This window comes from Paenibacillus sp. FSL L8-0708 (genome assembly GCF_038009325.1).
Classification (GTDB): Bacteria; Bacillota; Bacilli; order Paenibacillales; family Paenibacillaceae; genus Paenibacillus_AQ; species Paenibacillus_AQ odorifer.
The window spans coordinates 6,328,996-6,352,894 of the sequence record NZ_JBBPBC010000001.1 but is presented as its reverse complement, the minus strand read 5'-3'; the positions used below and the strand labels follow the sequence as shown (position 1 = coordinate 6,352,894).

The following is a 23,899-nucleotide window of genomic DNA, read 5'->3' as shown; positions in this document are numbered from 1 at the left end:
TATAATCCAGTGTATTTGCCCAACTGCTCAGTCTGAACGAAGAGGAAATCGTAATGTTTAATTGATAATCATTCTCATTGCATATATAATTAACCCAAAGTAAGAGGAAGCAGGGATGTGCATGGAGCGAAGCAATGGACTGAAAGAAGCAGAAACGATTGATGCCCATAAGACGCTTACATGTGAAGGGGTAGATTATAATTATCGTTTTGATGGGGCTCATTTTGAGATTAAACCTCCAGTCGAAATAGGGGAAGGCAGTTGCCGCAGCCTGCTTAGCCATGGGTATATCCAGATGACAGATTTTAATCTCTGTTTTAATCGGGATATCGAAGCGAAGGGCAATTTTAGCACTCCGCGTACAGAGCTGGCATTCTGCATGGGGCATGGCATTGAGTGGGGGACCTCGCTGAAATCGGACTATTTTGTTATAGATACAGGAGAAATTGCGCTGTTTCATGGCGGAGTAAGAAGTGAAAACTGCACATACCTGAGTGGAGCGGGGTACCGATTCATCAGCATAGATATGAGCCCTGCACAATTTGAGCGGATGACCAGTGGTCTGACTGAGGATACACGGCTTCGCATCGGAGCTGGTGCGGGTTTGTTTTTTGGAAAAAATAACATCACACCATCCATCCGCTTCATTCTATCGCAGATTGCGGATTGTTCCTATAGCCATGGCATGCGTGAACTTTATCTGGAGGGCAAAATGCTGGAGCTTATGGCGGTCTATCTCAATGAATCTTTATATGAAGCAGACCGGATTCCACGCTCGGTCAAGCTGTCCAGAGAGGATATGGAGAGCCTGCGGCTCGCTAAGGAGATTTTACAGCGTGATTATTTGCACCCGCCGACGCTTGCAGGCCTTTCTCGCATTATATGCCTCAATGAGTTCAAGCTGAAAAAGGGCTTTAAGGAAATGTTTGGTTATACCGTGCATGCCTACGTTATCGAACAACGGATGCAGAGAGCGCAGCAGCTGCTGGAACAAGGGAGTATGACTGTAAGTGAAGCAGCCTCCAGAGTTGGATACGGTAATGTGAGTCATTTCTCGGCAGCCTTCCGCAAAAAGTTCGGTGTGCGTCCAGGAGAATATCTGATCAGCGGCAGGCAGCGTCTCTTCGGTATTAAGTTGTAAGTCCGTATCCTGCACAGATGCTCCTGATTTGGTTAATTATAATCCCTTAAACGGTAGCAATCGTGAACAACGTTCCTATACACTAGTGCACAGAGAATCATTCTCAGTGCACTTTTTTTGCGCGTAATTACCAAGAGTGGGGGAACGGCTGTGAGTAAAACCAAAACCGGCATGCCAAGGCTGCTGGAGATCGCCGGAGAGAAGCGAGGTTTGCTGCTCTTGTCCGGAATATTGTCATCTGTCAGCGCTGTATTGATGCTGATTCCGTTTTTGTCTGTTTATTTCATTTTGGCAGAGCTGCTGCGCCATGCTTCATCGCCTGGACAGGTCGACGGTGCGTATATGATCCGCTGGGGGTGGATTGCACTTGGAGGGTTAATCGGAGGGCTGGTGACTTCGTATTGTGGTATTATGTGCTCGCATATTGCGGCTTTTCGTATTCAATATAATTTGCGTGTGCGAATGACCGAGCATTTGGGCAGATTGCCGCTCGGTTTCCTGAACGGGACTTCAACAGGCGTGGTCAAGAAGACGCTAGAGCAGAATGTCGACAAGGTGGAAAATTTCGTAGCGCATCAGCTTCCCGATTTAGTCAGCGTGCTGGCTTCTACAGTGCTGATGATCGTGGCGATGTTTTGGCTTAGTCCGCCGTTGGCGGTAGCTTGCCTGCTGCCGATAATTATAGGATTAGGTGTGCAGTCAGCGCTTATGATGAGCAGCAGAGGCAAGGCCAGTGTGAAGCAGTATCATGATTCGTTGGAGCAGATCAATACTTCGGCGGTGCAGTATGTACGGGGGATGCCCGCGGTTAAGGTGTTCGGGCAGACGGTGCATTCTTTCAGAAAGTTCTACAGTGATATGACCAGCTACCGCGATTATTGTCTGGAGTATACGGACCGTTATCAAACAGGTTATATCTTATTCAAAACATTGCTTGCGTCACCGTTTACCTTTATTTTGCCGGTGGGCGTCTTCATGCTAAGCGGTCGGCCGGATTCCATGTCCTTTGCGCTTGTGCTGTTGTTCTTTCTGATTATGGCACCCGGCGTTTCATCTCCGCTCTACAAGCTACTTCTGCTGGCTTCAAGCACTCGGGATATTGGCGAAGGCGTGGAGCGGATGGACCGTCTCTTGGCACAGCAGCCTGTACCGGAAATAGCAGAACCGCTATCTCCGCATACTTTTGACGTTGAATTTGTCGATGTAACCTTCTCCTACAGTGAAGATGCAGGGACTGCAGCGGCGCTCAGCGAAGTCTCATTCCGTGCGGAACAAGGGAAGGTTACAGCACTGGTAGGCCCGTCAGGTTCGGGAAAATCGACGGTGGCCAGCTTGGTGCCGCGGTTCTGGGACCCGCAAGTGGGTGCAATCCGCATCGGTGGAGTCGACATTCGCCATATGGCAATCCATGAATTAATGAATACAGTTGCTTTTGTATTTCAGGAAACCTTCCTGTTCTATGACACTTTGTATGAGAATATTGCTGTCGGCAAACCGGGAGCGACTTTGGAGGAAGTCCAGGCTGCAGCCAGAGCGGCACAATGCGACGAGTTCATTACTCGGCTGCCGCAGGGATACGATACGTTAATTGGTGAAGGCGGTGTCTATCTCTCGGGTGGTGAGGAGCAGCGCATTGCAGTAGCTCGGGCTATTCTCAAAAACGCACCAGTGCTCGTGCTCGACGAAGCGACTGCTTTTGCCGACCCGGAAAATGAGTTTCATATGCAGTTAGCACTTACGGAGCTTATGCGCGGCAAGACGGTTATTGTTATTGCTCACCGACTCTCCTCTATACGTGAAGCTGCACAAATTCTGGTGCTGCGGGATGGAGAAATCGTGGAACGTGGAGAGCATGCAGGTTTGATTGAGGCGGAGGGGCTTTACGCAAAAATGTGGCATGCCTACAGTGACGCCGGAGATTGGCATATGGAAAAAGGAGGGGATCAGCTATGAAGGTATTGCATAATATTACTGCCGGTAAACCGCAGCAGTTGCTGAAGCCTGTACTTTTTTCTTTGCTGGCTAATCTAGTTAGTGTGCTGCCGTTCGCGCTTGTAATTGAGGCGGTGCGGTTGATTTTTGCCCCTTATATTACTGTAGGCGCAGAACTTCAGACAGAACGCCTTTGGTGGATCTGCGCAGGACTTGTCGCCGTCATGGTGCTGATGTTCCTGAGTGAGATTCCCGCCTATCGCACCGCTTACCGCGGGGCATACAATGTTGCTGCACAGGGACGTGCGGAATTAGCAGAACATCTGCGGAAGCTTCCGCTGGGTTACCTGACTCGCCGGGACCCAGGTGATTTAGCCAATATGATGATGGGCGATTTCACGCTCGTTGAGACGGGCATTTCACATCTGCTGCCACAGCTTGCGGGGGCTTTTGTCCTGCCGATATTTGCACTTGCTGGTTTACTGTTTTTGGACTGGCGGATGGCGATTTCCATGTTCGTAGCGCTGCCGGTTGCTCTTCTGATCATGTATATATCGGGCAAGCTGCGGCGGAGACTCGGAGCGGATCATATGAAGGCCAAGCTGAACGCTGCGAACCGCTTGCAAGAATACTTGAATGGTATACGGGTAATGAAGGCCTATAACCTGACGGGAGAACGATTTGTCCGTCTGGATAACTCTTTTAAAACTTTGATGAAGGAAAGTGTGAAGCTGGAAGGGATGTTCGGTCCGGTTATTCTAACCGCTATGGCTCTTCTTCGTGCGGGACTGACCTTAATGGTATACGTAGGTGTTCATCTATTATTAGGGGGGGAGCTCGGTATTTTGCAGTTGGCAGTATTCCTTATTGTCGGCACACGTATCTATGATCCATTGACCACAGCGCTAGCCAATTATGCCGAATTCCGCTATAACGAACAAGCGGGTGAACGTATAGTAGACCTGCTACGCCAGCCGGTAATGACAGGTAATACGAGTCCTCTTCCTAAAAGCAGCACCATTCGGTTTGAAAATGTAACCTTTAGCTATGGAGGAGAGCCTGTTCTCAAAAATTTAAGTTTGGAAATGCCGCAAGGTTCACTGACTGCAATTGTGGGCCCGTCAGGCAGCGGCAAGAGTACAGTGCTGCGCCTGATCTCACGTTTCTATGATCCTGAAGAAGGGAGCGTTCTGCTAGGTGGGCGCAACATCAAGGATATTGATCCAGAACATCTGCTAGGATCTGTATCGGTGGTGTTTCAGGATGTGTACCTATTCCAAGATACCATCGGGAACAACATTGCTTTTGGGCGGCCGGGGGCGTCGCAGCGGGATATTCAGCAGGCAGCGCAAATGGCTCACTGCCATGATTTCATCATGAAATTACCGCTTGGTTATGACACGCCGGTAGGCGAAGGCGGCAGTACGCTGTCCGGAGGGGAGAAGCAGCGAATTTCCATTGCCCGTGCGATTCTCAAGAACGCTCCAATTGTGCTGTTGGATGAAGCTACTGCATCGCTTGACCCGCAGAATGAGGCCGAAATCCAGAAAGGAATTGATGCGTTGATTACAGGCAGAACCGTCATTGTTATCGCCCACCGGTTGAAAACCATACGCGGTGCGGACAACATTATCGTACTGGAAGATGGTCGGCTGGTCGAGCAGGGACGACATGAAGCCTTACTGTTGCGCGGCGGACTGTACGACCGGCTCTGGAAGCTGCAACAGCAATCCGTTGGATTCCGCATCACATCTTAGGCAATGCTCGGCACATTTTAGGAGGGAAACGTATGGCTATAACAAAGGATGAATCCGCTTGGCCGATCATAAGCCTTAGTTTGGGGGAGGCGTTTGATCAGGAGACAGTAGAAGAATATATCGCATATTGGGAAGAACTGCTCGCGCGCCGATCTGCCTTCGGCCTGCTGATGGTGCATTCTGCTGAGAAAAACACACGTCCAGAGCGTGCGGTCACACAGCTGTATATGAACTGGTGCAAGATGAACAAGCGGGAAATCGCCCAATATTGTTCAGGCATCGCGGTCGTAATGCAGAATGCAAAGTTGCTTGCTGTCTACAAGCCAGTTACAGCGTTGTCCACTAAAAGAACCTACGGCTGCCCCGGAGGCGCCTTCTCTGGAGAGGCTGAGGCGATAAGGTGGCTGGAGGAGTAATTGACTAAGACACCCTCAGGTACGAAAACCTAATATAGCTGCCCATATTTTGGGGATACACATTTAAGCTTTCTTCACCCATTTGGGTGGGAAGGCTTTTTTTTTGTCTAGAAAGATAAGAATCCGCCAACCGCTCACAACCAACGTGTCAGAGTAAGCTTTTTGAAATATAAATGGGGTGTGTTGGATGAAGATAAATAATAATTATTTGAAAGAACAATTAAACCAAGAAGTTTGTAGAGGAATTAGGTTTTTAAACATTAGAGGACGATCTCTAGCCAATGGTTATTTCAAGTGGTCGAAGAGATGATGGAATTCTTTATTATTGACTTGCTGAAGTTACCTGATGACCAACCAATCCTAATAGATTTAGGAATAATGCCTGAATTTATATTACCGTTTATCCCGGAAGAGAGAATGCACTAAGCTGGGCATCAAAACCATAGAAAGAACACCAAACATGAGCGTAGAAGAACAATTTAGGTTAGTTCGTGAACATTTTAAAAATGTAGGGATGACCGAAAGGTATACCTACTCAAAGAAACCATTTCTTTGTCAGGGATGGTTTCTTCATAACTAGAAAAGTACACAGGTATGCCCGTATAATAAATAGGAGCAAGTAATTGGAAGTAGATTGATGATGAGGGGAGAGAAGCCATGTTTTTCTTTAAAAAAAATAAAGGCATCACAAAAGAGGAGCTGCAGGCCCTGGTTGAAGGCTTGGAGCAGGCTTATATGGATAAGGATGAAGAAGGTTTGAGCAAAAGATTTCATCCAGATAAAAGGGGAATGTCCTTTTTAAATCACTTTCAATTAATGATGACATTTCAAATCTATAATATAAAATCTGAAATTCTCGAATTTGAATTGCTGTCAATGGATGCCACTAAAGCAGTCTTTACATACACTCGGAAGCACATTCATACCTGTATCAACCCCGCCGATGAACGTGAGGAAAAAAGAAATCAAATTATCAGTTATTACGTTGAGGCTGTGAAGGAGAATGGTTCAATTTGGATTACGAGGTACAGCCCTTATAGCACGATTTTTGTAGATAAGAAGGGTGATTTCCTTAGTGGTGTGGATGCGGTCATTCCTCCTGGAGAAGAGATCAATTCAGGCATTGCGCGATTCATCCCGTATTTTCAGCTTGATAGCTATGTACCTGCAACCTTCCATGTCTACAGTAACAGTCAATTTATCGGATATTATCCGTTAGGAGAATACCATCGGTACGAACCTTCGCATACGTTCACGATTAATTATTTTGATAAGATAGAGGCATCTTCTGTAGAGAAGCATACAGCGGATTATATCTCCCAAGAGACCTTGTTGACCGCTCAAGTACTGCATCAGACTGTTAATAGCTCTATAGTAGAGACACAGTTGATGAACAATAATGTATTAGAGCATGAACTTGTTACCAGCCTGCTTACGAAGGATGGGTTCTATATGATTAGATTTCTGTATGACAAAGGGGAGCCGATCCCGCCAGAGGAGCGAGAAAAGTGGAAGCGTGAGATGGTCACTTTAATAGAAAAAGAGCACAGCAGTTAACACAGAAACTTGCCGTTACAGACAACACACGAACCGTATCCTAAGTAACGATAAGTTATTTTGGTAATAATGAGAGAAAAGGAGAGATGAAAATGTCCTATATCGTTGATTTTAAAAATGTGTCTACGGTTGGGTTAGAATCTTCACCTGTAGTAGATGCACTTGCTGGTCTGCGTGCTAATGAGGCCCGTTACTTTATGAACAAATACAAACATGAGTTTACGGTTGTACGAGCCAGCGAAAGTCAGGAGACCCTTGATTATGTGAACCGAATTTTAAAAGAAGAACGCGATATTGAGTTTGCGGCCAAGCCTTTAGAAACGTCGCGTTTTCAAGTGGAAAATATTAAATTCGCTTATGTCTTTTATGAGGATGGTCTTGCGGTGAACGTTATGTATACGGTGGATGACCCTAAGAAGCGGGCTGTTGGTTTTAAGCTTTCTGAGGGGATGGAGATCCCAAAGGAGCTAGAAGAGAAGTTTAAGTTTGCTAGGCAGAAGTCCAAGCTAGCCGGAACAATTCGGGGTTCGTTTTTTGTAATTAAAGGAGAGTATTAAGGTTAGCAAAATTGCAACTTAATCAATGAGAGGGCCATCCTGTAAAAGGATGGCCCTAAATCTTGCCGATATAGATAATTTGCGTAGGTTATCTATGGGAATGGACTCTCATTCAAGAGGCCGAATTTATTATATAGAGCAACGAAAACTGGAGTTGCGAGCGTACTTCATAATTATTTTGCATGAATAGCTGGGACGGTAGAATGTACGGTATAAATCCCGTAGAAAAGAGCTGAAGTGGCTGAAACGGTAGAATGTACGGTATAAATCCCGCAGATAAGAGCTGAGGTAGCTGAAAAGGTGGAATGTACGGGATAAATCCCGTAGAAAAGAGCTGGAGTGGCTGGGACGGTGAAATGTACGGTATAAATCCCGTAGAAAAGAGCTGAGGTAGCTGAAAAGGTGGAATGTACGGGATAAATCCCGTAGATAAGAGCTGGAGTAGCTGAAACGGTAGAATGTACGGTATAAATCCCGTAGAAAAGAGCTGAAGTGGCTGAAACGGTAGAATGTACGGGATAAATCCCGTAGATAAGAGCTGGAGTAGCTGAAACGGCAGAATGTACGGTATAAATCCCGTAGAAAAGAGCTGAAGTGGCTGAAACGGTAGAATGTACGGTATAAATCCCGTAGAAAAGAGCTGAAGTGGCTGGAACGGTGAAATGTACGGTTCAACTGGTGGATATTCGCCAACATGTGATACGTAGACAGAGTAAACAGCAACATATACTCCCAGCTAGTTGTTTTATATTTGTCGTGCGGGGGCAAGGTGCGATCTGGTTGGATGGTAATCGGCATTCCTTAGAACGATTCTTTGTCTTACATGCGGGAAAAGGAAGTAACATCAAGTTCGAGGTTGGACATGAGGATGTCACATACTATTACATTTTATATAGAGGTAGTATTTCTACTAAAGCTAGTAAAACAATATTGAAATCCTATCATATAAATAACCCATTTCATCTGCAATATGCAGGTAAACCAATTTCTCCGGTTGTTTTATATCGTCATGCAGAATCGATGTATGAGGAATGGAATCGCAGACCGGCTATGGAACGGTTCCAGGCGAAAATCCAGTTTTATCAGTTCGTATATATACTTGTCCAGCAGTTACAGCTTCAAGGCGTTGCCCCCAAAGAAATAGATTTAGTGGAACAGATTATTCAATACATTCACAAACATTATTATGAACCTATTTCACTTGAATCTATGGCAGAAGTATGGAATTATAGCATTCAATACTTATCGAGGCAGTTCAAACGCCGTACAGGGAGAAGTCCCATTGAATATGTAATTCAGACCAGGATGGCTAAAGCGAAGGAGTTACTGATTCAAACCGATGCCACCGTACAGGAGATTGCTGTAAGCGTAGGTTATAGTGATGTCTTTTATTTTACCCGTCTGTTTAAGAAGCAGGTTGGGACAACGCCAGTTCAATACAAAAATAGGTGAAGTCAGGTTTGATCGTTTCAGATAGTCCATGGCAAGAGTTCTTATCCTCCATGGGCAAATATTCTTCTGCTTGTTATATTGATTATGATAATCATTATCAATTAAAACTTGAAGGGGATAAACAGATGTTAAAGGGGATCGAAACGAAAAAAGGAATAATGCTAATGCTTGTGCTCACACTGTTACTTACAGCTTGCGGAAATGGAACACTAGCCGTAATAGCAATGCGGGAGCAGAACCAACACAAAGTAAACCTTCCAATCAGGCCATTGAAAATACGGGTTTACGGAAAATAACAACGGTTATGGGGGATGTTAATGTTCCAGCCAATCCCCAACGTGTTGTAGTTGACTGGGATTTGGGACCAGTCTTAGGAGTTGGGGTAGTACCGGTTGGAGCATCAAATACCCAACTGGAGTATTCTCAGTTTCTCAAGCCTTTCTTAGATGAGACGGTACAAGATATAGGGGCAGAAGGAAGTGTTTCTTTTGAAAAAGTATTAGAGCTAGCGCCAGACGTCATCATAACCTGGAATAAAGATGCTTATAGTAACTATTCTAAGATCGCACCGACCGTATTATTTATACAAGTAAATACGCAACGATTCAAGAAGAGATTACAGCTATGGGAGAAATTCTGGATCGAGAAGAAGAGGCTAAACAGTTTGTGGCAGATTTCGAAAAACGTAAAATAGCTGCCCGCGAAAAAATTAATAATGTACTTGCAAAAGATGCAACTATTTCTATCGTAGATTATATCACCGTAGAGAAATTTTCAATGGTCATTGGTAATCAGGGTGAGAGAGGCAGCAGAGCTACTTACGATATTTTGGGTCTGAATCCCGCTTCAAAAGTTCAAAGTGAAATCCTTGATAAGGAAATGAGCCGGGTTGAAGTTTCTTGGGAAACGGTAAATGATTATGTAGGTGACTACGTTATTGTCCTTACCGTAAAGGACAAAGAACCGCCTAAGTTGCCAGCAACATAGAAAATGTTGGATGCGGTCAAAAACAATCGAATGATTGAGATTGATATGGAAAAATATTTTGCAGCAGATTCATACTCCTCCTTATTACAAGCCGAAGATATTGCCGACAAATTATCGAAGCTGGCTTCATCAAAATAACCTTATTGGATTGAACCTACCTGAAGCCATCTAAATATAAAGACGAAGCCTATTATGGCTTCGTCTTTTGTAGTTTTGCATACCCTTTTACAAATGAACTATTGGACCGAAAGTACAGTCTCCAGCTCAGGGATATATTCCTTGACCATATTGTTGTCTTCCCACAGTCCTTTAGTCCCAGCTGGGGCTTGACCTTCGGAAACGACTAAGTACGGTTTGATGGTTACGGTATTGGGTATAGTCTTGAAGGGTTCAAAACGAACATTATAAGATTCGCTTAAGGGGTGAGCACCGATGGGCTTCAGTTGAACGCCACGTTCATCCACAATGTCAAATTGAAGAGCGATGACGCCCCCGTTAGCACCCTTATATTTCGAAGGGATAGAAGCGAGCATTTCTTCTATGCTCTGGCCCGGTTTGGTTTTGTACTCAATGGATACCTGCGTTGTGATTGGGGTGATTTCTACCTTACTGATCTGCAAGTTAATGTTATCGTGATGCTTGGTCTCCTCTGAAGTTAGTGCGGTAACAGGTGTTGATTTGGTAACAGGCAGAACGAATTCGAACGGGACATCGTAACCCTTTAACGTTACATTTACAATCAAGTCAAACTGATCAGGGAACTGGACAGTCTGTGTTGTTGTGCTCGGGTCATGATAAGTGTTCAAAACCTGAACCATTATGCTGGAAGCAGTCTCACCATCCATGTGTTCGTAACTCCAGAGCAGAGGTTGACCTTTATAGAGAACCTCAAACTTATCCACCGCCCCTTTATTGGCATCTGAAGGCGGCGAATTGGGCTCCGAAGCCAGACGGTTTCCAGGAGTGGTTAGGTTCATAAGAATTCGGGTTCCGTCAAATAACAACGTTGGGATATTCATGGTCACCTCGCTATGGGTCACGCTTTGGTTTACGTTTGTGATGAAATCCCCGGCTTGTTGAACACCGGGATCTAAGTTTTTTTCGCCCCATAATGAATAGATTTGTCCCAAAACCGGAATTTGCTTGAGTGCACCAGCCATTGCGGGCGATACAAATCCGGAAGCGAGGACTGTAACTCCAAGAATTGCAGCGGCTGCAGTGGAAATCAACCACTTATTAAAAGTTCTTGATGCATCCATCTTTCTCTGAATGGGGGAAATGGAATTATCGGTCTCCCTGATGATTTGGTAAGTCTCATTCAGTTTGGAGCGGGCAATATCCGATAACTGAGCGGGAAGTAGGCTTTGGCAGTTCTTTAACTGTTCTTCTAACTTAGTGTTTACCATGTCGCAACTCCATTTCTTGATTGAATTGAGATGAATGCTTTAGCTTTTTGCGGGCGCGATGCAGCCGGGTCTTCACGGCAACCGTAGAAATTTCGAGAATGTCGGAAATTTGACGGATCGGCATGTCCTGTAGGTAATGAAGGTGAATGACAATCCGGAGGTTCTCCTCAAGATGTTGAACGGCATCCCATAATTCGATTTTCTCATAATCCTTGGAAGTGGAAGGGACTTCGGGAAGCTCTCCATAAGGGAGGGCTCTTGAGTTGTTTTTGAGCATTTTATTGCATTCATTAATCAGAATCCGGAAGATCCACGTTTTGAAAAAAGCGGGCTCTCTGAGTGTATGGATGTTCTTAAAGGCTTTAAGCATCGTCTCCTGCAGGGCATCTGCACAATCTTCTTCTTTGTTGACGATGGACCTTGCAGTTCTGTATAAAGATAACTCTATCTCCTGCATCAACTGCACGAATGCTTCAGGGTCTCCAGCTTTGGCTTTGACGACAATAGGATCTATATGCAAAGATCTACCTGCTTTCTTGACTAGAAGTCTTAGGATGTTCGTAACGTTACTTAAATATTAGATCGGGTAGGTAGCTAGAAGGTTACCACAAACATGATTCCATTCTCCGCATCTCGCAATGCTAGCAAGGGGAGAAATTGGTTTTTTTTCACAAAAAAATCGCCGTTCAAATTCCCTGTCAGGAATCGGACGACGATTTTTCATAAGCAAGTCAGTTGTTAGTCAATCAATCAGTCAATCAATCAATGATATAAATGACCCATTCCCCTTGATCGTTTGGCCGAATAGCGTATAGCATTTTTACATTTTCAACGGTCTTTGCGGCCATATCCAAGCGTTGTCCGATTACCGTTATATTCACCTGATGTTCGTTGGGTAACATGGAATCGATGCTTTCGATGTCTGTGAATTTGTACTGATATTGTTCGTCATAATAAGGTTCCATAGCATCTGCTAGTTTTTTGTTTACGAACCCGGATTGGAAAAGTGTGTGGTCATGCTCAACCAAAGCGGTTAGGTTTTTTTCCAGCACTTCAAGTGCGGGGAGATCATACTCTGTCAATTGATCTGAATATGATTTCAGATTTATTGACAATTCTGCTTTAAAGCTGGTTTCATTTGGCTGCTTGGGTTCTGTGTTTTGCGGCTTCTGCGTATTCATCGCTGGACTTTGGGTTGGCGTATTTGCTCCTGTGTTCGGCTCCTCGATGGGTTTAACGTCCCCTGCACATGCTGCCAGAAAGATTAAAGACATCAACATGAGCATTCTTGCAATAGTTTTTAACATCTAACCCCACCTTTTTAAGGATATGTTAGTTAGTCGCGAGAAAATATGGAGAAGTTTCAAGGGCTGAATGAAGCCCGAAAAAGCGGATTAAATCGCTAGTTTTTGTGGATCATCTACAGAGTAACGTCCGCTTACCGCAAGCATGATTGTAGAAATAATGACGAGTATGAAACAGAGCACAAATGAATACCGGTACCCAACAACACTAGCTAATAACCCGCCAACAAGACTGCCAATCAGTCTGCCGATCGTGGATGAATTAGAGTAGAGCGTGGATGCATACCCAGGCATGTTTGGAAGCAGATCCTGAATGTAGCTAATGCCAATCGCTGAAATAACGGCAACAAAAAAGGCAAGCAAAATTTGGGCTGCAAGCATTTGCCACATCGCGCCTGAAGTAATGACAACGAGATAATAAGCTCCTCCGAAAATGGCTCCGCACATCATCAGGATTCGGTTACTGTATTTCGCACTAAGTAGTCCCAGCATGATCATAAAAGGAATTTCCAGCGCAGCACAAATACTGCTGACTAAACCAACATCGCTTGTTGTTCCCCCTAGATTGTTGGTAATAAAGAGGGCAGTATTGATGCTACTCGTCCAGTGGGCTACATACATGAGTATCATAATCAGAAAAGGAAGCAGAACATTACGGTTCTGACCCAACCGGAAACTTTTTACTTTTACTTCTGTAGTACTGCTTTTCACTTCTGTATTTGATTTCAGGAATAGCGAAATAAGTAAGGCAACCAGCAGGAATACTCCGATGGTGCCCGAGAAAATCCCTTTAAACCCAACAGCAGCAATTAGCAGAGTACCGATTAAAGGACCTGTAATAAAGCCGAGAGAGAAAGCAGAACGCAAGGTAGAATTTGCAAACGCAGTATCCGTAAAATCGCTCTTATTCACTGCTTCTCTAGCTATGGCGAACAATTGAGGCATCCCTGGTGCACCGAGGGCGGTGAACACAATCATGTAGATGAATAAGATCGTAAAATCCCCAATGAGCAAGTATCCGCTATAAGCCAGAGCATTACAGAGCGTGGAGACAAGGTAAATGTTTCTTCGATTTAAGCCGAGGTCAGAGCGTCTTCCGATTAGTGTACTGATCCATATCCCGGCAATTAACGTGGTGGCCAGAAAAACACCAAACAGCCCGACAGATACTCCAAGCTGTTCCGTAAAATAAATGGATAAAAAGGGTGCGCTGAGTGAAATCCCCATCCCCTGCAGTAACATACATAAAAAGAGTAAGCCATAAGAGGGAATCGAAAATAGTGCAGTTAGTCGTTTGAACATGTTGTGAAAGTACTCCTCTATATTTGTTTAGATATTTCATAAAAAAAAGCCGTTGAAATGAATTCCAACGGCTTTTTGTATGCTTGTTTTTTTCAAGACCTTATTCAACATCATAATTGATCAGAAAGAATAAGTCTATACTTTCGGCTGGATTTTATTTACTATTGTGAAGCCGGCAAAACCTAATAAATGGAGTGTTGTTAATGGACGTTACTTGTCATCTCGATAAGGCTGACTTACAGGATTATATTAGTAGGGTTTTTGGCAGCAGTTATTTCGTTACTCGTGTTTCGCGCATGCATGGCGGCGCACAAAAGGTGGTCTACAAGATTGAGTGCAGTAATGGATTTTCCTGCGTTTTGTATGTGTGGGATCTTTCTATGAATTATTTTAAAGAAGAAAAAGCAAATGAAGATTTAAATGAACAATCCTATGGAAGTCATTTATTCGAATTAAATAACAGGTACTTAACACAACATGGAATTCAGACCCCTGCTCTTTATGATCTGAATAAGGCAAGAGATCGTTACTCTTTCGATTATGCTCTGGTTGAATATATAGATGGAAGAATGGCAGAAACCTATTTTCATCATCCCGAGTTACGTGTTCAAGATAAAGTTTTTCAGCGTGTGGGGGAGATGCTTACTGCTATGCATACCCACGAGAGGCATGTTTTTGGGAAAGCAAATGCTAACGAGAGCAGCATGGGGCAATGTCATTTATTACAAATGGACAATGCGAAAGTACAGCTAGCCTATGCCTCCCAACATATTGAGAAGATCAGGTCTAATCAAAGCAAACTGCTCGATAAGTTGTACGAGCTTGAATCAAAAATTCAACCCAGACAGCAATATGGGTTTATTCACGGGGAACTGGGTCCTGACCATGTTATGGTTAATGATAAACTGGAGCCCTTTTTGATCGATATCGAAGGGGCAATGTACTATGATATTGAGCATGAACATAGTTTTTTGCAGATGAGATTTGGGGATTTCTACCGGTACTTAAAGAACGATGCTCTGGATCATGATAGGCTGTTATTTTATCAATTCCACCATCATGTCTCCTTAACTTCAGGTGGATTAAAGCTGCTGCATAGAGGATTTCCTGATCAACAATTCGCCCAAGGCCTAGCTGATTATCAATCGGAACGCGCGCTGAGGTTTATCGAAGGATGAACTAAACAAGACGTTTGGATTGAACACCTACTGCATGTCCTCGAAAGTAACCTATTAGCCTTCTTCACCCTTTAGGGTGGAGGAGGTTTTTTCGTTATACAACTACAAGGCATAATAAAAGACCGCATCCACTGAAATTACTTCCAGAACTGGCGGTCTGATGTCTTCGCTATGAATCAATCTTTATCTGAAAGGGTTAATTAATGAAATTTAACGGTCTTGATGCGAGCCTCTTCTTCATAGCTAAGTGGTTTCGGAGATTGCGGAGTGTGCAGATGGCGCTCCACGGAGTACTCCATTTTCCGGTAGTCCTCATTACCTGTATTCAATGTTGGATTCCAGTTTTCTGTCACCCAATTTTTAAGTTCCTTAAGTCCTGCTAGCATTTCCTCCAGCCTCCTTTGGCGAAGAAACAAAATAGATTTTGTTGTTCTTTGTTTACGCTTTCATTATAATCCTAAACTCCATTTTTTAAAAGGTGTGTCCGTCTGAAAAACACAGATTATTCAGTGAACATTGTGTGTTATTTAGGTTTTGTGCTTCATCTGGAGAGAAGTGTCTCCCTGTAGGAGACATTTTTAACGAAGCTGAAAGGATACTCATTAGTACCACTTTTTTAAATTATTTTACATTCGTATATCCAACAAATACTGCCCTGAAGAAATAAATTTAGGGTGGAGAATTTACAGGATTATTTTCTAATGAATATGGAAAAATAAATGATTATTAGCTGCGAGTTGCACTGAAAACCATTATTTTGCTAATTATAAATAAGATTGGTGGAAATAAATTTTATTTTTCTAAAAATAGAGAAAATAATTTACAAAAGCAAAATATAATGATATTTTGTTTATGTAGAAAAGAAACCGCTCACAACTTAAGGGGGATTAACAATGACACTCACAAAGTTCCACGGAATTATACCTGCCTTTTATGCCTGCTATGACGATCAAGGAAATATTTCGGAATCCCGGACGCATGCTTTATGTGATTACTTATTTGAAAAAGGAGTTCAAGGTGTATATGTGGGAGGCAGCTCAGGAGAATGTATTTACCAGAGTCTCGACGAACGCAAAGCGGTACTAAGCTACGTAGCTAGTAACCTGAAAGGTAAAATGACACTGATTGCCCACGTGGGTGCCCCTTCCACTAGAGATAGTATTGAGTTAGCGAAACATGCTGCAACCTTAGGATACGATGCATTATCCGCAATCCCGCCTATATATTTCAAGTTACCTGATAGTGCAGTCTATAAATATTGGAGCGAGATTATGGAGGCAACCCCTCTAAGCTTCATCATCTACAACATTCCTCAGACTACTGGATATACACTGACTCCGTCCCTATTTGAGAAGCTGCTTGCGAACAAAAAGGTGATTGGTGTGAAGAACTCCTCCATGCCGACTATGGATATTGAAAGATTCAAAAGAGTGGGTGGAAAAGATGTAGTGGTATTTAATGGACCGGATGAACAATATGTTGCGGGAAGAATCATGGGAGCGGATGCGGGAATCGGTGGAACCTATGCGGTTATGCCTGAGCTGTTCCTGCAAGCTAATGAATTTGTTAAGGCTGGTAAGTTCGAAGAAGCTGGACAAATTCAAAGCGATATCAACGATATTATAATCGCCCTTTGTTCGCTCAAAGGTGCCATGTATGCCGGAATAAAAGAGATTCTAAAATTAAGAGGCGTAAACATTGGTAGCGTAAGAGCACCGCTTGAGGCAGTAGCCGCTGAAGATGCTGGTCCGATCGCAGACATTATGAAATTGATTGATCAAGCTATTGAAAGATATTGCGGTTAAGACAAATGAAGAAATCCATCGTATGCTTTGGCGATTCTAATACTTGGGGCTACGACGCAGAGACAGACCGCAGATTTAAGGATGATATTCGTTGGACGGGAATTCTTCATACAGAATTGGGTGACGCCTACCGTATGATCGAAGAAGGGCTTCCCGGCAGAACAAGTGTCAGTGAGGACCCTCTATTCGAAGGACTTTCTGGAATTTCCTATATCTATCCCTGCCTGATGTCACATTCGCCATTAGACTTGGTTGTGATCATGCTTGGGACCAATGATACCAAAGAAAGGTTTGGATTAACTTCTTATAACATCGCACAAGGTATTGTTAGACTGGCTCTTAAAGCTAAAGGTAGCGGTGCAGGACCTGAGGGGAAGGCTCCAGAGGTTCTAGTAATCGCGCCCCCTCCGATTGGAGCAGAGTATATTCATACCCCTATCGGCAAACCAATGGGTAGCGGATGTAGTGAGAAGTCTATGGAGCTTGCTGAGCATCTTGCAGCTTTGCTAACGGGAACTGGTATCCACTTTGTAGATTCCAGAGACCATGTATCGATGAATGAAATTGATTATATGCATCTTGATCCGCAAGGACATCGCAGCATGGCCGATTTAGTGCAATACCATGCCAAACGGATTTTAAATTAAAGGTTCTATGCTTTCGAAGCGAGTTTTGTACGAAGAGATTCAGAGAAGATAATGCTCACAAAACTTTAAGCGTATGCTTTCGAAGCGAGTTTTGTACCTAGCGATTCAGAGAAGATAATGCTCACAAAACTTTTAGGGAGGTTTATAAATGAAGAAAAAACGTTTACTCTCGGCAATGGTTGCGCTAATGGTGATTATTTCTTTAATTTCAGGTTGCTCAGGTAACAATGCTGCGAGTTCTAATACATCCGATAATTCTTCTGCATCTGGGAAGGAAAAAGTGGCGATCAGAGTATGGCTGACTCCACAGTGGAAGGGTGTTGTGGATGCCACGGAGGCAGGCGCGGACTATGATAGCTTCCTAAAGCACGCCGCTGAGAAATTCAAAGCACAATATGATAAATACGATGCAGATATTCAAATAGAGGTCATTGCTGGAGATCAGCGCGATCAATTGCTTAATGTTAACTTAAGCGGAGGAACACCTCCAGATGTGTTCTTTGAGAGTGTATTCCCGATGGGGGATTACGTTCACCGGGGAGCATTGGTTCCTTTGACCGACATCATTGATGAAGACGCGAAAAGCGATATTGCTCAAAACTACTGGGACGCTGTAACGTTCGGAGAAGATATTTATTTCTATCCATTCCAGCACAACCCAGGCACCTTGGTTTACAACGCGGACATGTTTAAAGCAGCAGGCTTAGAAAAGTTTGTGGGTGAAGAATCCGAAATCAAAACTTGGAACTTAGATGAATATCAACAAATTCTTGAGGGTCTCAAAAACAATCTGCCGAAGGATAAGTATTCCAATGCATATCCAATGGCATTATTCGCTGTAAATAATCAGGGCGATACATGGAACCTTGCCTATATGAGAATGTTCGGCAATAAGTTCTTTGATGATCAAGGCAACATTGTCCTGAATGATGAGAACGGAGTTAAAGCTGCAACTTGGCTGAAAAACCTATATGACGGCGGATATACAAATCCAGGCGCAGAATCTGTTTCTTCTAATGATGCCAATGCTATGTTCCAAAATCAGCAATTAGCGATCAGTTTCACTAACCCGATTCTGTTTAATGGTACGAAAGCTAATATGGCGGATGGTACGGCAGCGAAATTTGATATGAGACTTGCTAATATTCCGTCGGAAAGCGGAGATCCTCTATCCTTTACTTATGTAGTAGGCGCTAGTGTATTCAAGTCCAAAGATGCTAAGAAGACTGAAGTAGCTAAGGATTTCGTGAAGTTCTTCTCAAGCGATCCTGAGTTAGTTAAATCCTCTAAGAATGGTATTCCTGTAAGAAGTTCTGTAGCCGAAGCACTTAAAGCGGAGAATCCACTGTTTGCAGCTTACGATGCCAACTCTAAATATTTGTTCAACTTCACAGGCAACGTTCCAGGATACAGCCAATTAAGAGAGGTCTTATATCCAGAGCTACAAGCACTTTACATGGGAGCTAAGACACCGGAACAGTTTGTGCAAGATTATCAGGCAAGTGGCAACAAGGTGATTGAGACCAATAAAGTAAGACCAGATAAACAATACACGATTGACAGCCTTTAGGGTCTGAAGAGACTCTAGGGCTGTTAATTAGAAAGGTAAACGATATGAAACTACGTAGTAATTACCTAAGAGAGAATATTACAGGTTATCTGTTTATTTTACCTCAGATGATAGTATTCTTAGCCTTTCTTGTCTATCCGATCTTAGAAGGGATGCGGCTGAGTCTATACCAGATTAATTATGACAGCGAGAAGTTTGTGGGTTTTGCCAATTACACCACATTGTTTAATGATCCGGTATTTTTTAAGGCTACTATCAACACCGTTGTGTTCGTAATATTTATCGTTCTACTTACAGTGGGGTTTGCATTGTTCGTAGCCTCTGCGGTATTTGATAAGAATGCTAAGTACGTTTCCTTTATTAGAGGAAGTTATTATATCCCGGTAATGGTGTCCATGGTGGTTATGAGTATGGTCTGGAGCTTTTTGCTGAATCCGGCTAACGGACTTATCTCTTATCTATATAAAGACATGGGACTAGGGACGATTAATCTGCTGGGAAATCCAAAGACGGTTCTGCCAGTCGTGATATTTGTAACCTTCGCAACTAACGTGGGCCAGGCAATTATTCTGTATATAGCTGCGATGATTGGTGTCTCGAAAGAGCTTTTTGAAGCAGCAGAAATCGATGGTGCTAGCAGATGGCAAGTGATTACAAAGATCCTGATTCCTTCGGTAGGACCTACAACAACTTATATTACGATTATCAATATTATTGCCGTATTAAAAATCTTTGTAGTTATTCAGTTATTGACCGGTGGCGGACCGAACAATTCCTCCGTAACGCTGATGTACTACCTTTATAATAATGCCTTTAAATATAACCAACTCGGTGTAGCTTCTGCGGTAGGGGTTATCATGTTCGTGATTACATTGATATTGTCTGTGCCACAGCTACGAAGCATGATTAAGGTGAAGTGAGGGGGAATACAACATGTCGAAGATTAAAAACAAGAAAAAGAGAGAGAAGTTTGATGTGATATCGAATGTGATCATTATCCTCTTCGCACTCCTTAATCTTTTTCCACTATATTGGTTATTCACAAGTTCACTCAAGAACAGCTCGGATGTTGTGAAGATGCCTCCAGACTGGTGGCCCAAATCGATTACATTCTCCAACTATGTGGATGTATTTCAGAACCAGCCGGCTTTAAGATGGACGTTTAATAGTATTTATGTATCTGGTATTTCTACTATTTTGGTTATTGTTGTAGGCTCTATGGCCGCCTATGCGTTCTCAAAGATTAATTTTAAAGGTAAAAATATAATCTTCATTATCTTTATATCAAGTTTGATGATTCCTAAAGAAATTATGATTGTGCCCTTATTCCGGATCACCCAACAATTTGGAATGGTAAATAGTTATAACGGTATGATTTGGCCGAACGTGGCGGGTGCATTTGGAGTGTTCCTATTAAAGGGATTCTTCGATTTAACCCCTAATGCCTTAAGAGAAGCCGGGAGAATAGATGGTGCAAATGAATGGAGAATCTTCACGCGCATCATGTTGCCTATTGTCAAACCTGGTATTGGAGCCTTATTTATTCTAAATTTCGTGCAAGTCTGGAATGATTATTTGTGGCAGCTGGTTATAGGCCAAGAGAACAAAATGAAAACATTAATGGTTGGTACTGCGACCTTAATGCAGGATTTGAATCCTAATTTCGCTTATAAAATGGCCGGAGCTACCATCGCTGCAATTCCGATGTTGCTAGTGTTCATGTTATTCCAACGGTTCTTCACCAATGGGATTACGGCAGGAGCAGTTAAAGAATAAATAAAAATGTGGAGTGGGTTACTGATGAATACTGAAAATAATGTACTTAAAAAAATAAAACATAAACTAGTCGTCTCCAGTCAAGCCTTACCAGAAGAACCGCTGTATAGCCCGTTTATTATGGGGAGAATGGCTTATGCTGCTTACTTAGGCGGAGCTTCTGGAATTCGGGCAAACAGCGTAGCGGATATTCAAGAAATCAAAAAGCAAGTGAATCTGCCGATCATTGGGATAATCAAAAAGGTGTATGAAGGCTCTGAAGTCTTTATTACACCCACTCAAAAGGAAGTCGATGAGCTGTACCGCGAAGGGGTAGATATCATTGCTATGGATGCTACAGACCGGATTCGCCCGGACGGATCTACTATTTCTGAACTTTTTCCACTTTTAAAAGAGAACTATAAAGATCAACTGTTTATGGCGGATTGTTCTACATTTGCGGAAGCTGCGAAGGCTGTTGAGCTGGGATTTGATCTGATAGGAACTACCTTGAGCGGTTATACAGAGGCTACTAAAGGCCGCAACTTGCCGGATTTTGAATTGGTTCAACAAATCGTCAACAACTTCTCTGTTCCCGTTATAGCTGAAGGTGGGGTTTCCACTCCTGAAGAATTAAAGACCATGTTTGATTTAGGTGTGTATTCAGCAGTGGTTGGCTCTGCGATCACGAGACCGATGGAGATTACGAAACGGTTTGTGAACGCTATTCAGTAGAACGCCAGAGAGGGTAGATGGGAATGAGAATTGTAGCCGTAGATATTGGCGGTACCAATACCAAGATGTGTATATGCGATAAACAGGGGAATGTACATGACTTCAAGGAGTATGCAACAGAAAGCTACTTGGGGGGACCCCATGTAATCTCAAGAATGCTGGAAAAGATTGCAGAATACGATCATTTTGATGCCATTGCCATAAGCACCGCGGGCCAAGTTAATGCAGAAGAAGGATTTATTGTCTATGCTAACGAAAATATACCTAGATATACTGGAATGAAAATTAAGGATATTGTCACCCATCATTTTCATAAACCTGTTATGGTAGAGAACGATGTGAATTCAGCAGCATTAGGCGAAGCTTATTATGGAGCTGCTCAGAGCTTTAACAATTTCTTATGTCTAACCTTTGGCACAGGCATTGGCGGTGCGATCGTCATTAATCGCCAAATCTATAAAGGGGCTAATGGGGTAGCGGCTGAATTTGGCCATATCTTTACTCACCCATTGTCGGCCCCATCCGGAGTAGAAGGACTGCCGTATTATGAGAAATACGCTTCAACTACAGCTTTAGTGAAGATGGCTAAGCTGGCAGATCCCGAATGCACGGACGGAAAAGCTTTATTTGATAAAATACAGAGCGGAAATGAGCAGCTTGAACGTATTTTAGATCTATGGATTACTGAAGTGGCTGTGGGTTTAGCCTCTATCACACATATCTTCAATCCATCCGCGATTATTATTGGTGGCGGCGTAATGGAACAAGAAGATTTGGTTCGAAGGGTAGAAGAGCGCACGAAGTCTTTGATTATGGAAAGCTTTGCGGGAGTGAGAATTGTTAAAGCCTCATTAGGGAATAAGGCAGGTCTGCTGGGAGCTTCCTCCTTATTCGTACATTAATTTATTGAAAAGGAGGGGCTTTTTTGCGGACAATCAGTATTTTTTCTTCAATTCATTCTAAATACAATAATTTGACAAATACGGAGAAGAAGGTAGCGGACTACGTACTGGAGAATACGAGAAGTGTAGTCTACATGTCGATTACTGATCTTGCAGATGCATGTGATGTTGGGGAATCAAGTATATTTCGATTTTGCAAATCTTTAAGTTATAAAGGGTATCAAGAGTTCAAGATCGCATTGGCACATAGCATCACTGTGGAGAATGAGATCCCGCAGCTTACCGATCAAATTCTGATGGATGATACAATTGAAGCTGTTGCTTCTAAAGTGCTGACCACGAATGTAAGTGCACTCAACGAGACCTATAATTTAATTGATATACAGAAGATCAGTGAGGCCATTGAGTATTTGATTAATGCAGAACGTGTATTGTTTTTCGGTGTGGGCTCTTCTCTAGTCACAGCTATGGAAGCCAAGATTAAATTTATGCGCATTACGAACAAAACGGAATGTTTAATGGATTCACATCTGCAGATGATGTCGGCAGCGTTGATGTCTAACCGGGATGTCGCTGTTGTGATTTCTTATTCCGGCTCGACCAAGGATAGCATTGAGGTTGCGAGAAAAGCAAAGGAACGAGGAGCCAAAGTAATATCCATTACCAGGTTTGAAAAGTCACCGTTAACCTCGTACTCCGATCTGACCCTGCTATGTGGTGCTAATGAAGGACCGCTGCAAGGGGGTTCATTATCTGCAAAGATATCGCAGCTCTATCTGCTTGATATTTTATATGTAGAATATTTCAAGAAGACTAGTGAGCAATCCATAATCAATAAAGAAACTACAGCTTCAGCAGTCAGTGAGAAACTGGTCTAGTACATTAAGATGTGAGGGGAATGGGAAGTTATGATCTTAGGTTCTTTGTCATCTTGGGAAGAGCATATCAAGTATGAGAATCCTGTCATTGTTGAGGCTATTGAGGAATTGAAAGTAATCTTACAACATGATCCTGAACTTGGGCGAATCGAAATCCGCGGGAACGAAATGTATGCTTCGATTATGGCTTTGGAGGCAAAATCGCTGGAGGAACAAGTCGCAGAGAAGCATGAGACTTATATTGATGTGCATTATCTGATCGAAGGTGAAGAAACGATTGGCTGGGCACCCCTGCAAGAAGGGATCGAGCCCATTAAGCCTTACGATGCCGAAGGAGAATATGCGCTTTATCCCCCATCAGCAGATGAAATATTGTTATCTTTGAAGCCTGGAATGTTCGCGGTCTTTTTCCCTCATGATGTTCACAGACCGGGTATGGGTCAACCGGGGCAGCAGATTAAAAAAGCTGTCATTAAAATCCATACAAATCTACTAACTCCATAACATAGAGATTGAGGCTGGTAGCGGAACCATTCCGCTGTCAGCTTTTTTTGCGTCGCTTCTATTTACTTATATCTAAATTTATAAATATACAAAATATAAAGATTGGTGGTAAAC

At 43.1% G+C, this 23,899-nt stretch carries 24 protein-coding genes; 19 read left to right on the top strand and 5 right to left on the bottom strand.

The window, feature by feature from the left end:
- Nucleotides 1–121: 121 nt before the first annotated feature.
- The 9 genes from NYE58_RS29840 to NYE58_RS29800 all read left to right on the top strand — a co-directional run bounded on the left by NYE58_RS29840 (nucleotide 122) and on the right by NYE58_RS29800 (nucleotide 9,799).
- The gene (locus NYE58_RS29840; RefSeq protein WP_179086330.1) at nucleotides 122–1,141 is read left to right on the top strand and encodes a helix-turn-helix transcriptional regulator; all 1,020 of its coding nucleotides are present in this window, start codon (nucleotides 122–124) and stop codon (nucleotides 1,139–1,141) included.
- Between the two features lie 171 nt (nucleotides 1,142–1,312).
- On the top strand, nucleotides 1,313–3,094 hold the full coding sequence (locus NYE58_RS29835; protein WP_341004314.1) for an ABC transporter ATP-binding protein: 1,782 nt from the start codon (nucleotides 1,313–1,315) through the stop codon (nucleotides 3,092–3,094).
- Nucleotides 3,091–4,830 carry an ABC transporter ATP-binding protein gene (locus tag NYE58_RS29830; protein ID WP_341003756.1) on the top strand — a complete coding sequence of 580 codons (1,740 nt, stop codon included), beginning with the start codon at nucleotides 3,091–3,093 and terminating at the stop codon, nucleotides 4,828–4,830. Before NYE58_RS29835 ends, NYE58_RS29830 begins: the two co-directional genes overlap by 4 nt.
- 32 nt (nucleotides 4,831–4,862) lie before the next feature.
- Nucleotides 4,863–5,246: a hypothetical protein gene (locus NYE58_RS29825; protein WP_341003754.1), complete on the top strand. Its 384-nt coding sequence runs from the start codon at nucleotides 4,863–4,865 to the stop codon at nucleotides 5,244–5,246.
- A gap of 657 nt (nucleotides 5,247–5,903) precedes the next feature.
- The gene (locus NYE58_RS29820) at nucleotides 5,904–6,803 is read left to right on the top strand and encodes a hypothetical protein (protein WP_076130858.1); all 900 of its coding nucleotides are present in this window, start codon (nucleotides 5,904–5,906) and stop codon (nucleotides 6,801–6,803) included.
- A 92-nt stretch (nucleotides 6,804–6,895) separates the two neighbouring features.
- Nucleotides 6,896–7,360, top strand: coding sequence for a phage tail protein (locus tag NYE58_RS29815; protein WP_076194578.1), 465 nt, complete (start codon nucleotides 6,896–6,898; stop codon nucleotides 7,358–7,360).
- A gap of 645 nt (nucleotides 7,361–8,005) precedes the next feature.
- The gene (locus NYE58_RS29810) at nucleotides 8,006–8,812 is read left to right on the top strand and encodes an AraC family transcriptional regulator (RefSeq protein ID WP_341003752.1); all 807 of its coding nucleotides are present in this window, start codon (nucleotides 8,006–8,008) and stop codon (nucleotides 8,810–8,812) included.
- A gap of 193 nt (nucleotides 8,813–9,005) precedes the next feature.
- Nucleotides 9,006–9,506: an ABC transporter substrate-binding protein gene (locus NYE58_RS29805; protein WP_143761955.1), complete on the top strand. Its 501-nt coding sequence runs from the start codon at nucleotides 9,006–9,008 to the stop codon at nucleotides 9,504–9,506.
- Nucleotides 9,479–9,799 (top strand): hypothetical protein, encoded by a 321-nt coding sequence (locus NYE58_RS29800; RefSeq protein WP_445671773.1) that lies wholly within the window; start codon nucleotides 9,479–9,481, stop codon nucleotides 9,797–9,799. Before NYE58_RS29805 ends, NYE58_RS29800 begins: the two co-directional genes overlap by 28 nt.
- Before the next feature lie 236 nt (nucleotides 9,800–10,035).
- Here the strand turns inward: NYE58_RS29800 and NYE58_RS29795 are convergent, their stop codons facing one another.
- From NYE58_RS29795 to NYE58_RS29780, 4 genes are all read right to left on the bottom strand, one after another.
- On the bottom strand, nucleotides 10,036–11,205 hold the full coding sequence (locus NYE58_RS29795; RefSeq protein WP_076277624.1) for a DUF4179 domain-containing protein: 1,170 nt from the start codon (nucleotides 11,203–11,205) through the stop codon (nucleotides 10,036–10,038).
- Nucleotides 11,192–11,725 carry an RNA polymerase sigma factor gene (locus NYE58_RS29790; protein ID WP_076277623.1) on the bottom strand — a complete coding sequence of 178 codons (534 nt, stop codon included), beginning with the start codon at nucleotides 11,723–11,725 and terminating at the stop codon, nucleotides 11,192–11,194. The genes NYE58_RS29795 and NYE58_RS29790 overlap by 14 nt, the downstream gene beginning before the upstream one ends.
- Before the next feature lie 238 nt (nucleotides 11,726–11,963).
- The gene (locus NYE58_RS29785; protein WP_341003749.1) at nucleotides 11,964–12,512 is read right to left on the bottom strand and encodes a hypothetical protein; all 549 of its coding nucleotides are present in this window, start codon (nucleotides 12,510–12,512) and stop codon (nucleotides 11,964–11,966) included.
- 87 nt (nucleotides 12,513–12,599) lie between these two features.
- On the bottom strand, nucleotides 12,600–13,811 hold the full coding sequence (locus NYE58_RS29780; protein WP_341003748.1) for a sugar efflux transporter: 1,212 nt from the start codon (nucleotides 13,809–13,811) through the stop codon (nucleotides 12,600–12,602).
- 248 nt (nucleotides 13,812–14,059) lie between these two features.
- Between NYE58_RS29780 and NYE58_RS29775 the strand changes: the two genes are divergently transcribed.
- On the top strand, nucleotides 14,060–14,989 hold the full coding sequence (locus NYE58_RS29775) for an aminoglycoside phosphotransferase family protein (protein ID WP_341004313.1): 930 nt from the start codon (nucleotides 14,060–14,062) through the stop codon (nucleotides 14,987–14,989).
- A 200-nt stretch (nucleotides 14,990–15,189) separates the two neighbouring features.
- Here the strand turns inward: NYE58_RS29775 and NYE58_RS29770 are convergent, their stop codons facing one another.
- On the bottom strand, nucleotides 15,190–15,375 hold the full coding sequence (locus NYE58_RS29770; protein WP_036679656.1) for a hypothetical protein: 186 nt from the start codon (nucleotides 15,373–15,375) through the stop codon (nucleotides 15,190–15,192).
- 507 nt (nucleotides 15,376–15,882) lie between these two features.
- Here NYE58_RS29770 and NYE58_RS29765 point away from each other — a divergent pair.
- From NYE58_RS29765 to NYE58_RS29725, 9 genes are all read left to right on the top strand, one after another.
- Nucleotides 15,883–16,794: a dihydrodipicolinate synthase family protein gene (locus NYE58_RS29765; RefSeq protein ID WP_038573110.1), complete on the top strand. Its 912-nt coding sequence runs from the start codon at nucleotides 15,883–15,885 to the stop codon at nucleotides 16,792–16,794.
- A gap of 5 nt (nucleotides 16,795–16,799) precedes the next feature.
- The gene (locus NYE58_RS29760) at nucleotides 16,800–17,441 is read left to right on the top strand and encodes an SGNH/GDSL hydrolase family protein (RefSeq protein WP_076129213.1); all 642 of its coding nucleotides are present in this window, start codon (nucleotides 16,800–16,802) and stop codon (nucleotides 17,439–17,441) included.
- A gap of 148 nt (nucleotides 17,442–17,589) precedes the next feature.
- On the top strand, nucleotides 17,590–19,011 hold the full coding sequence (locus NYE58_RS29755; protein WP_341003747.1) for an ABC transporter substrate-binding protein: 1,422 nt from the start codon (nucleotides 17,590–17,592) through the stop codon (nucleotides 19,009–19,011).
- A 44-nt stretch (nucleotides 19,012–19,055) separates the two neighbouring features.
- Complete coding sequence (locus NYE58_RS29750; protein ID WP_341003745.1) at nucleotides 19,056–19,931, top strand: carbohydrate ABC transporter permease; 876 nt, start codon at nucleotides 19,056–19,058, stop codon at nucleotides 19,929–19,931.
- Between the two features lie 13 nt (nucleotides 19,932–19,944).
- The gene (locus NYE58_RS29745; RefSeq protein ID WP_081382492.1) at nucleotides 19,945–20,787 is read left to right on the top strand and encodes a carbohydrate ABC transporter permease; all 843 of its coding nucleotides are present in this window, start codon (nucleotides 19,945–19,947) and stop codon (nucleotides 20,785–20,787) included.
- A 24-nt stretch (nucleotides 20,788–20,811) separates the two neighbouring features.
- Complete coding sequence (locus tag NYE58_RS29740; protein WP_076218767.1) at nucleotides 20,812–21,501, top strand: N-acetylmannosamine-6-phosphate 2-epimerase; 690 nt, start codon at nucleotides 20,812–20,814, stop codon at nucleotides 21,499–21,501.
- Between the two features lie 23 nt (nucleotides 21,502–21,524).
- Nucleotides 21,525–22,403: an ROK family protein gene (locus tag NYE58_RS29735; protein WP_076218766.1), complete on the top strand. Its 879-nt coding sequence runs from the start codon at nucleotides 21,525–21,527 to the stop codon at nucleotides 22,401–22,403.
- 23 nt (nucleotides 22,404–22,426) lie between these two features.
- Nucleotides 22,427–23,281 (top strand): MurR/RpiR family transcriptional regulator, encoded by an 855-nt coding sequence (locus NYE58_RS29730; protein WP_051491079.1) that lies wholly within the window; start codon nucleotides 22,427–22,429, stop codon nucleotides 23,279–23,281.
- 30 nt (nucleotides 23,282–23,311) lie between these two features.
- Complete coding sequence (locus NYE58_RS29725; protein ID WP_341003744.1) at nucleotides 23,312–23,785, top strand: YhcH/YjgK/YiaL family protein; 474 nt, start codon at nucleotides 23,312–23,314, stop codon at nucleotides 23,783–23,785.
- Nucleotides 23,786–23,899: the final 114 nt, after the last annotated feature.

Excerpts from the sequence above, each read along its gene's own strand:
- NYE58_RS29840 (WP_179086330.1), top strand. The coding sequence starts at position 122 with ATGGAGCGAAGCAATGGACTGAAAGAAGCAGAAACGATTGATGCCCAT.
- NYE58_RS29835 (WP_341004314.1), top strand. The coding sequence starts at position 1,313 with ATGCCAAGGCTGCTGGAGATCGCCGGAGAGAAGCGAGGTTTGCTGCTC.
- NYE58_RS29830 (WP_341003756.1), top strand. The coding sequence starts at position 3,091 with ATGAAGGTATTGCATAATATTACTGCCGGTAAACCGCAGCAGTTGCTG.
- NYE58_RS29825 (WP_341003754.1), top strand. The coding sequence starts at position 4,863 with ATGGCTATAACAAAGGATGAATCCGCTTGGCCGATCATAAGCCTTAGT.
- NYE58_RS29820 (WP_076130858.1), top strand. The coding sequence starts at position 5,904 with ATGTTTTTCTTTAAAAAAAATAAAGGCATCACAAAAGAGGAGCTGCAG.
- NYE58_RS29815 (WP_076194578.1), top strand. The coding sequence starts at position 6,896 with ATGTCCTATATCGTTGATTTTAAAAATGTGTCTACGGTTGGGTTAGAA.
- NYE58_RS29795 (WP_076277624.1), bottom strand. The coding sequence starts at position 11,205 with ATGGTAAACACTAAGTTAGAAGAACAGTTAAAGAACTGCCAAAGCCTA.
- NYE58_RS29785 (WP_341003749.1), bottom strand. The coding sequence starts at position 12,512 with ATGTTAAAAACTATTGCAAGAATGCTCATGTTGATGTCTTTAATCTTT.
- NYE58_RS29780 (WP_341003748.1), bottom strand. The coding sequence starts at position 13,811 with ATGTTCAAACGACTAACTGCACTATTTTCGATTCCCTCTTATGGCTTA.
- NYE58_RS29770 (WP_036679656.1), bottom strand. The coding sequence starts at position 15,375 with ATGCTAGCAGGACTTAAGGAACTTAAAAATTGGGTGACAGAAAACTGG.
- NYE58_RS29765 (WP_038573110.1), top strand. The coding sequence starts at position 15,883 with ATGACACTCACAAAGTTCCACGGAATTATACCTGCCTTTTATGCCTGC.
- NYE58_RS29760 (WP_076129213.1), top strand. The coding sequence starts at position 16,800 with ATGAAGAAATCCATCGTATGCTTTGGCGATTCTAATACTTGGGGCTAC.
- NYE58_RS29755 (WP_341003747.1), top strand. The coding sequence starts at position 17,590 with ATGAAGAAAAAACGTTTACTCTCGGCAATGGTTGCGCTAATGGTGATT.
- NYE58_RS29750 (WP_341003745.1), top strand. The coding sequence starts at position 19,056 with ATGAAACTACGTAGTAATTACCTAAGAGAGAATATTACAGGTTATCTG.
- NYE58_RS29745 (WP_081382492.1), top strand. The coding sequence starts at position 19,945 with ATGTCGAAGATTAAAAACAAGAAAAAGAGAGAGAAGTTTGATGTGATA.
- NYE58_RS29740 (WP_076218767.1), top strand. The coding sequence starts at position 20,812 with ATGAATACTGAAAATAATGTACTTAAAAAAATAAAACATAAACTAGTC.
- NYE58_RS29735 (WP_076218766.1), top strand. The coding sequence starts at position 21,525 with ATGAGAATTGTAGCCGTAGATATTGGCGGTACCAATACCAAGATGTGT.
- NYE58_RS29725 (WP_341003744.1), top strand. The coding sequence starts at position 23,312 with ATGATCTTAGGTTCTTTGTCATCTTGGGAAGAGCATATCAAGTATGAG.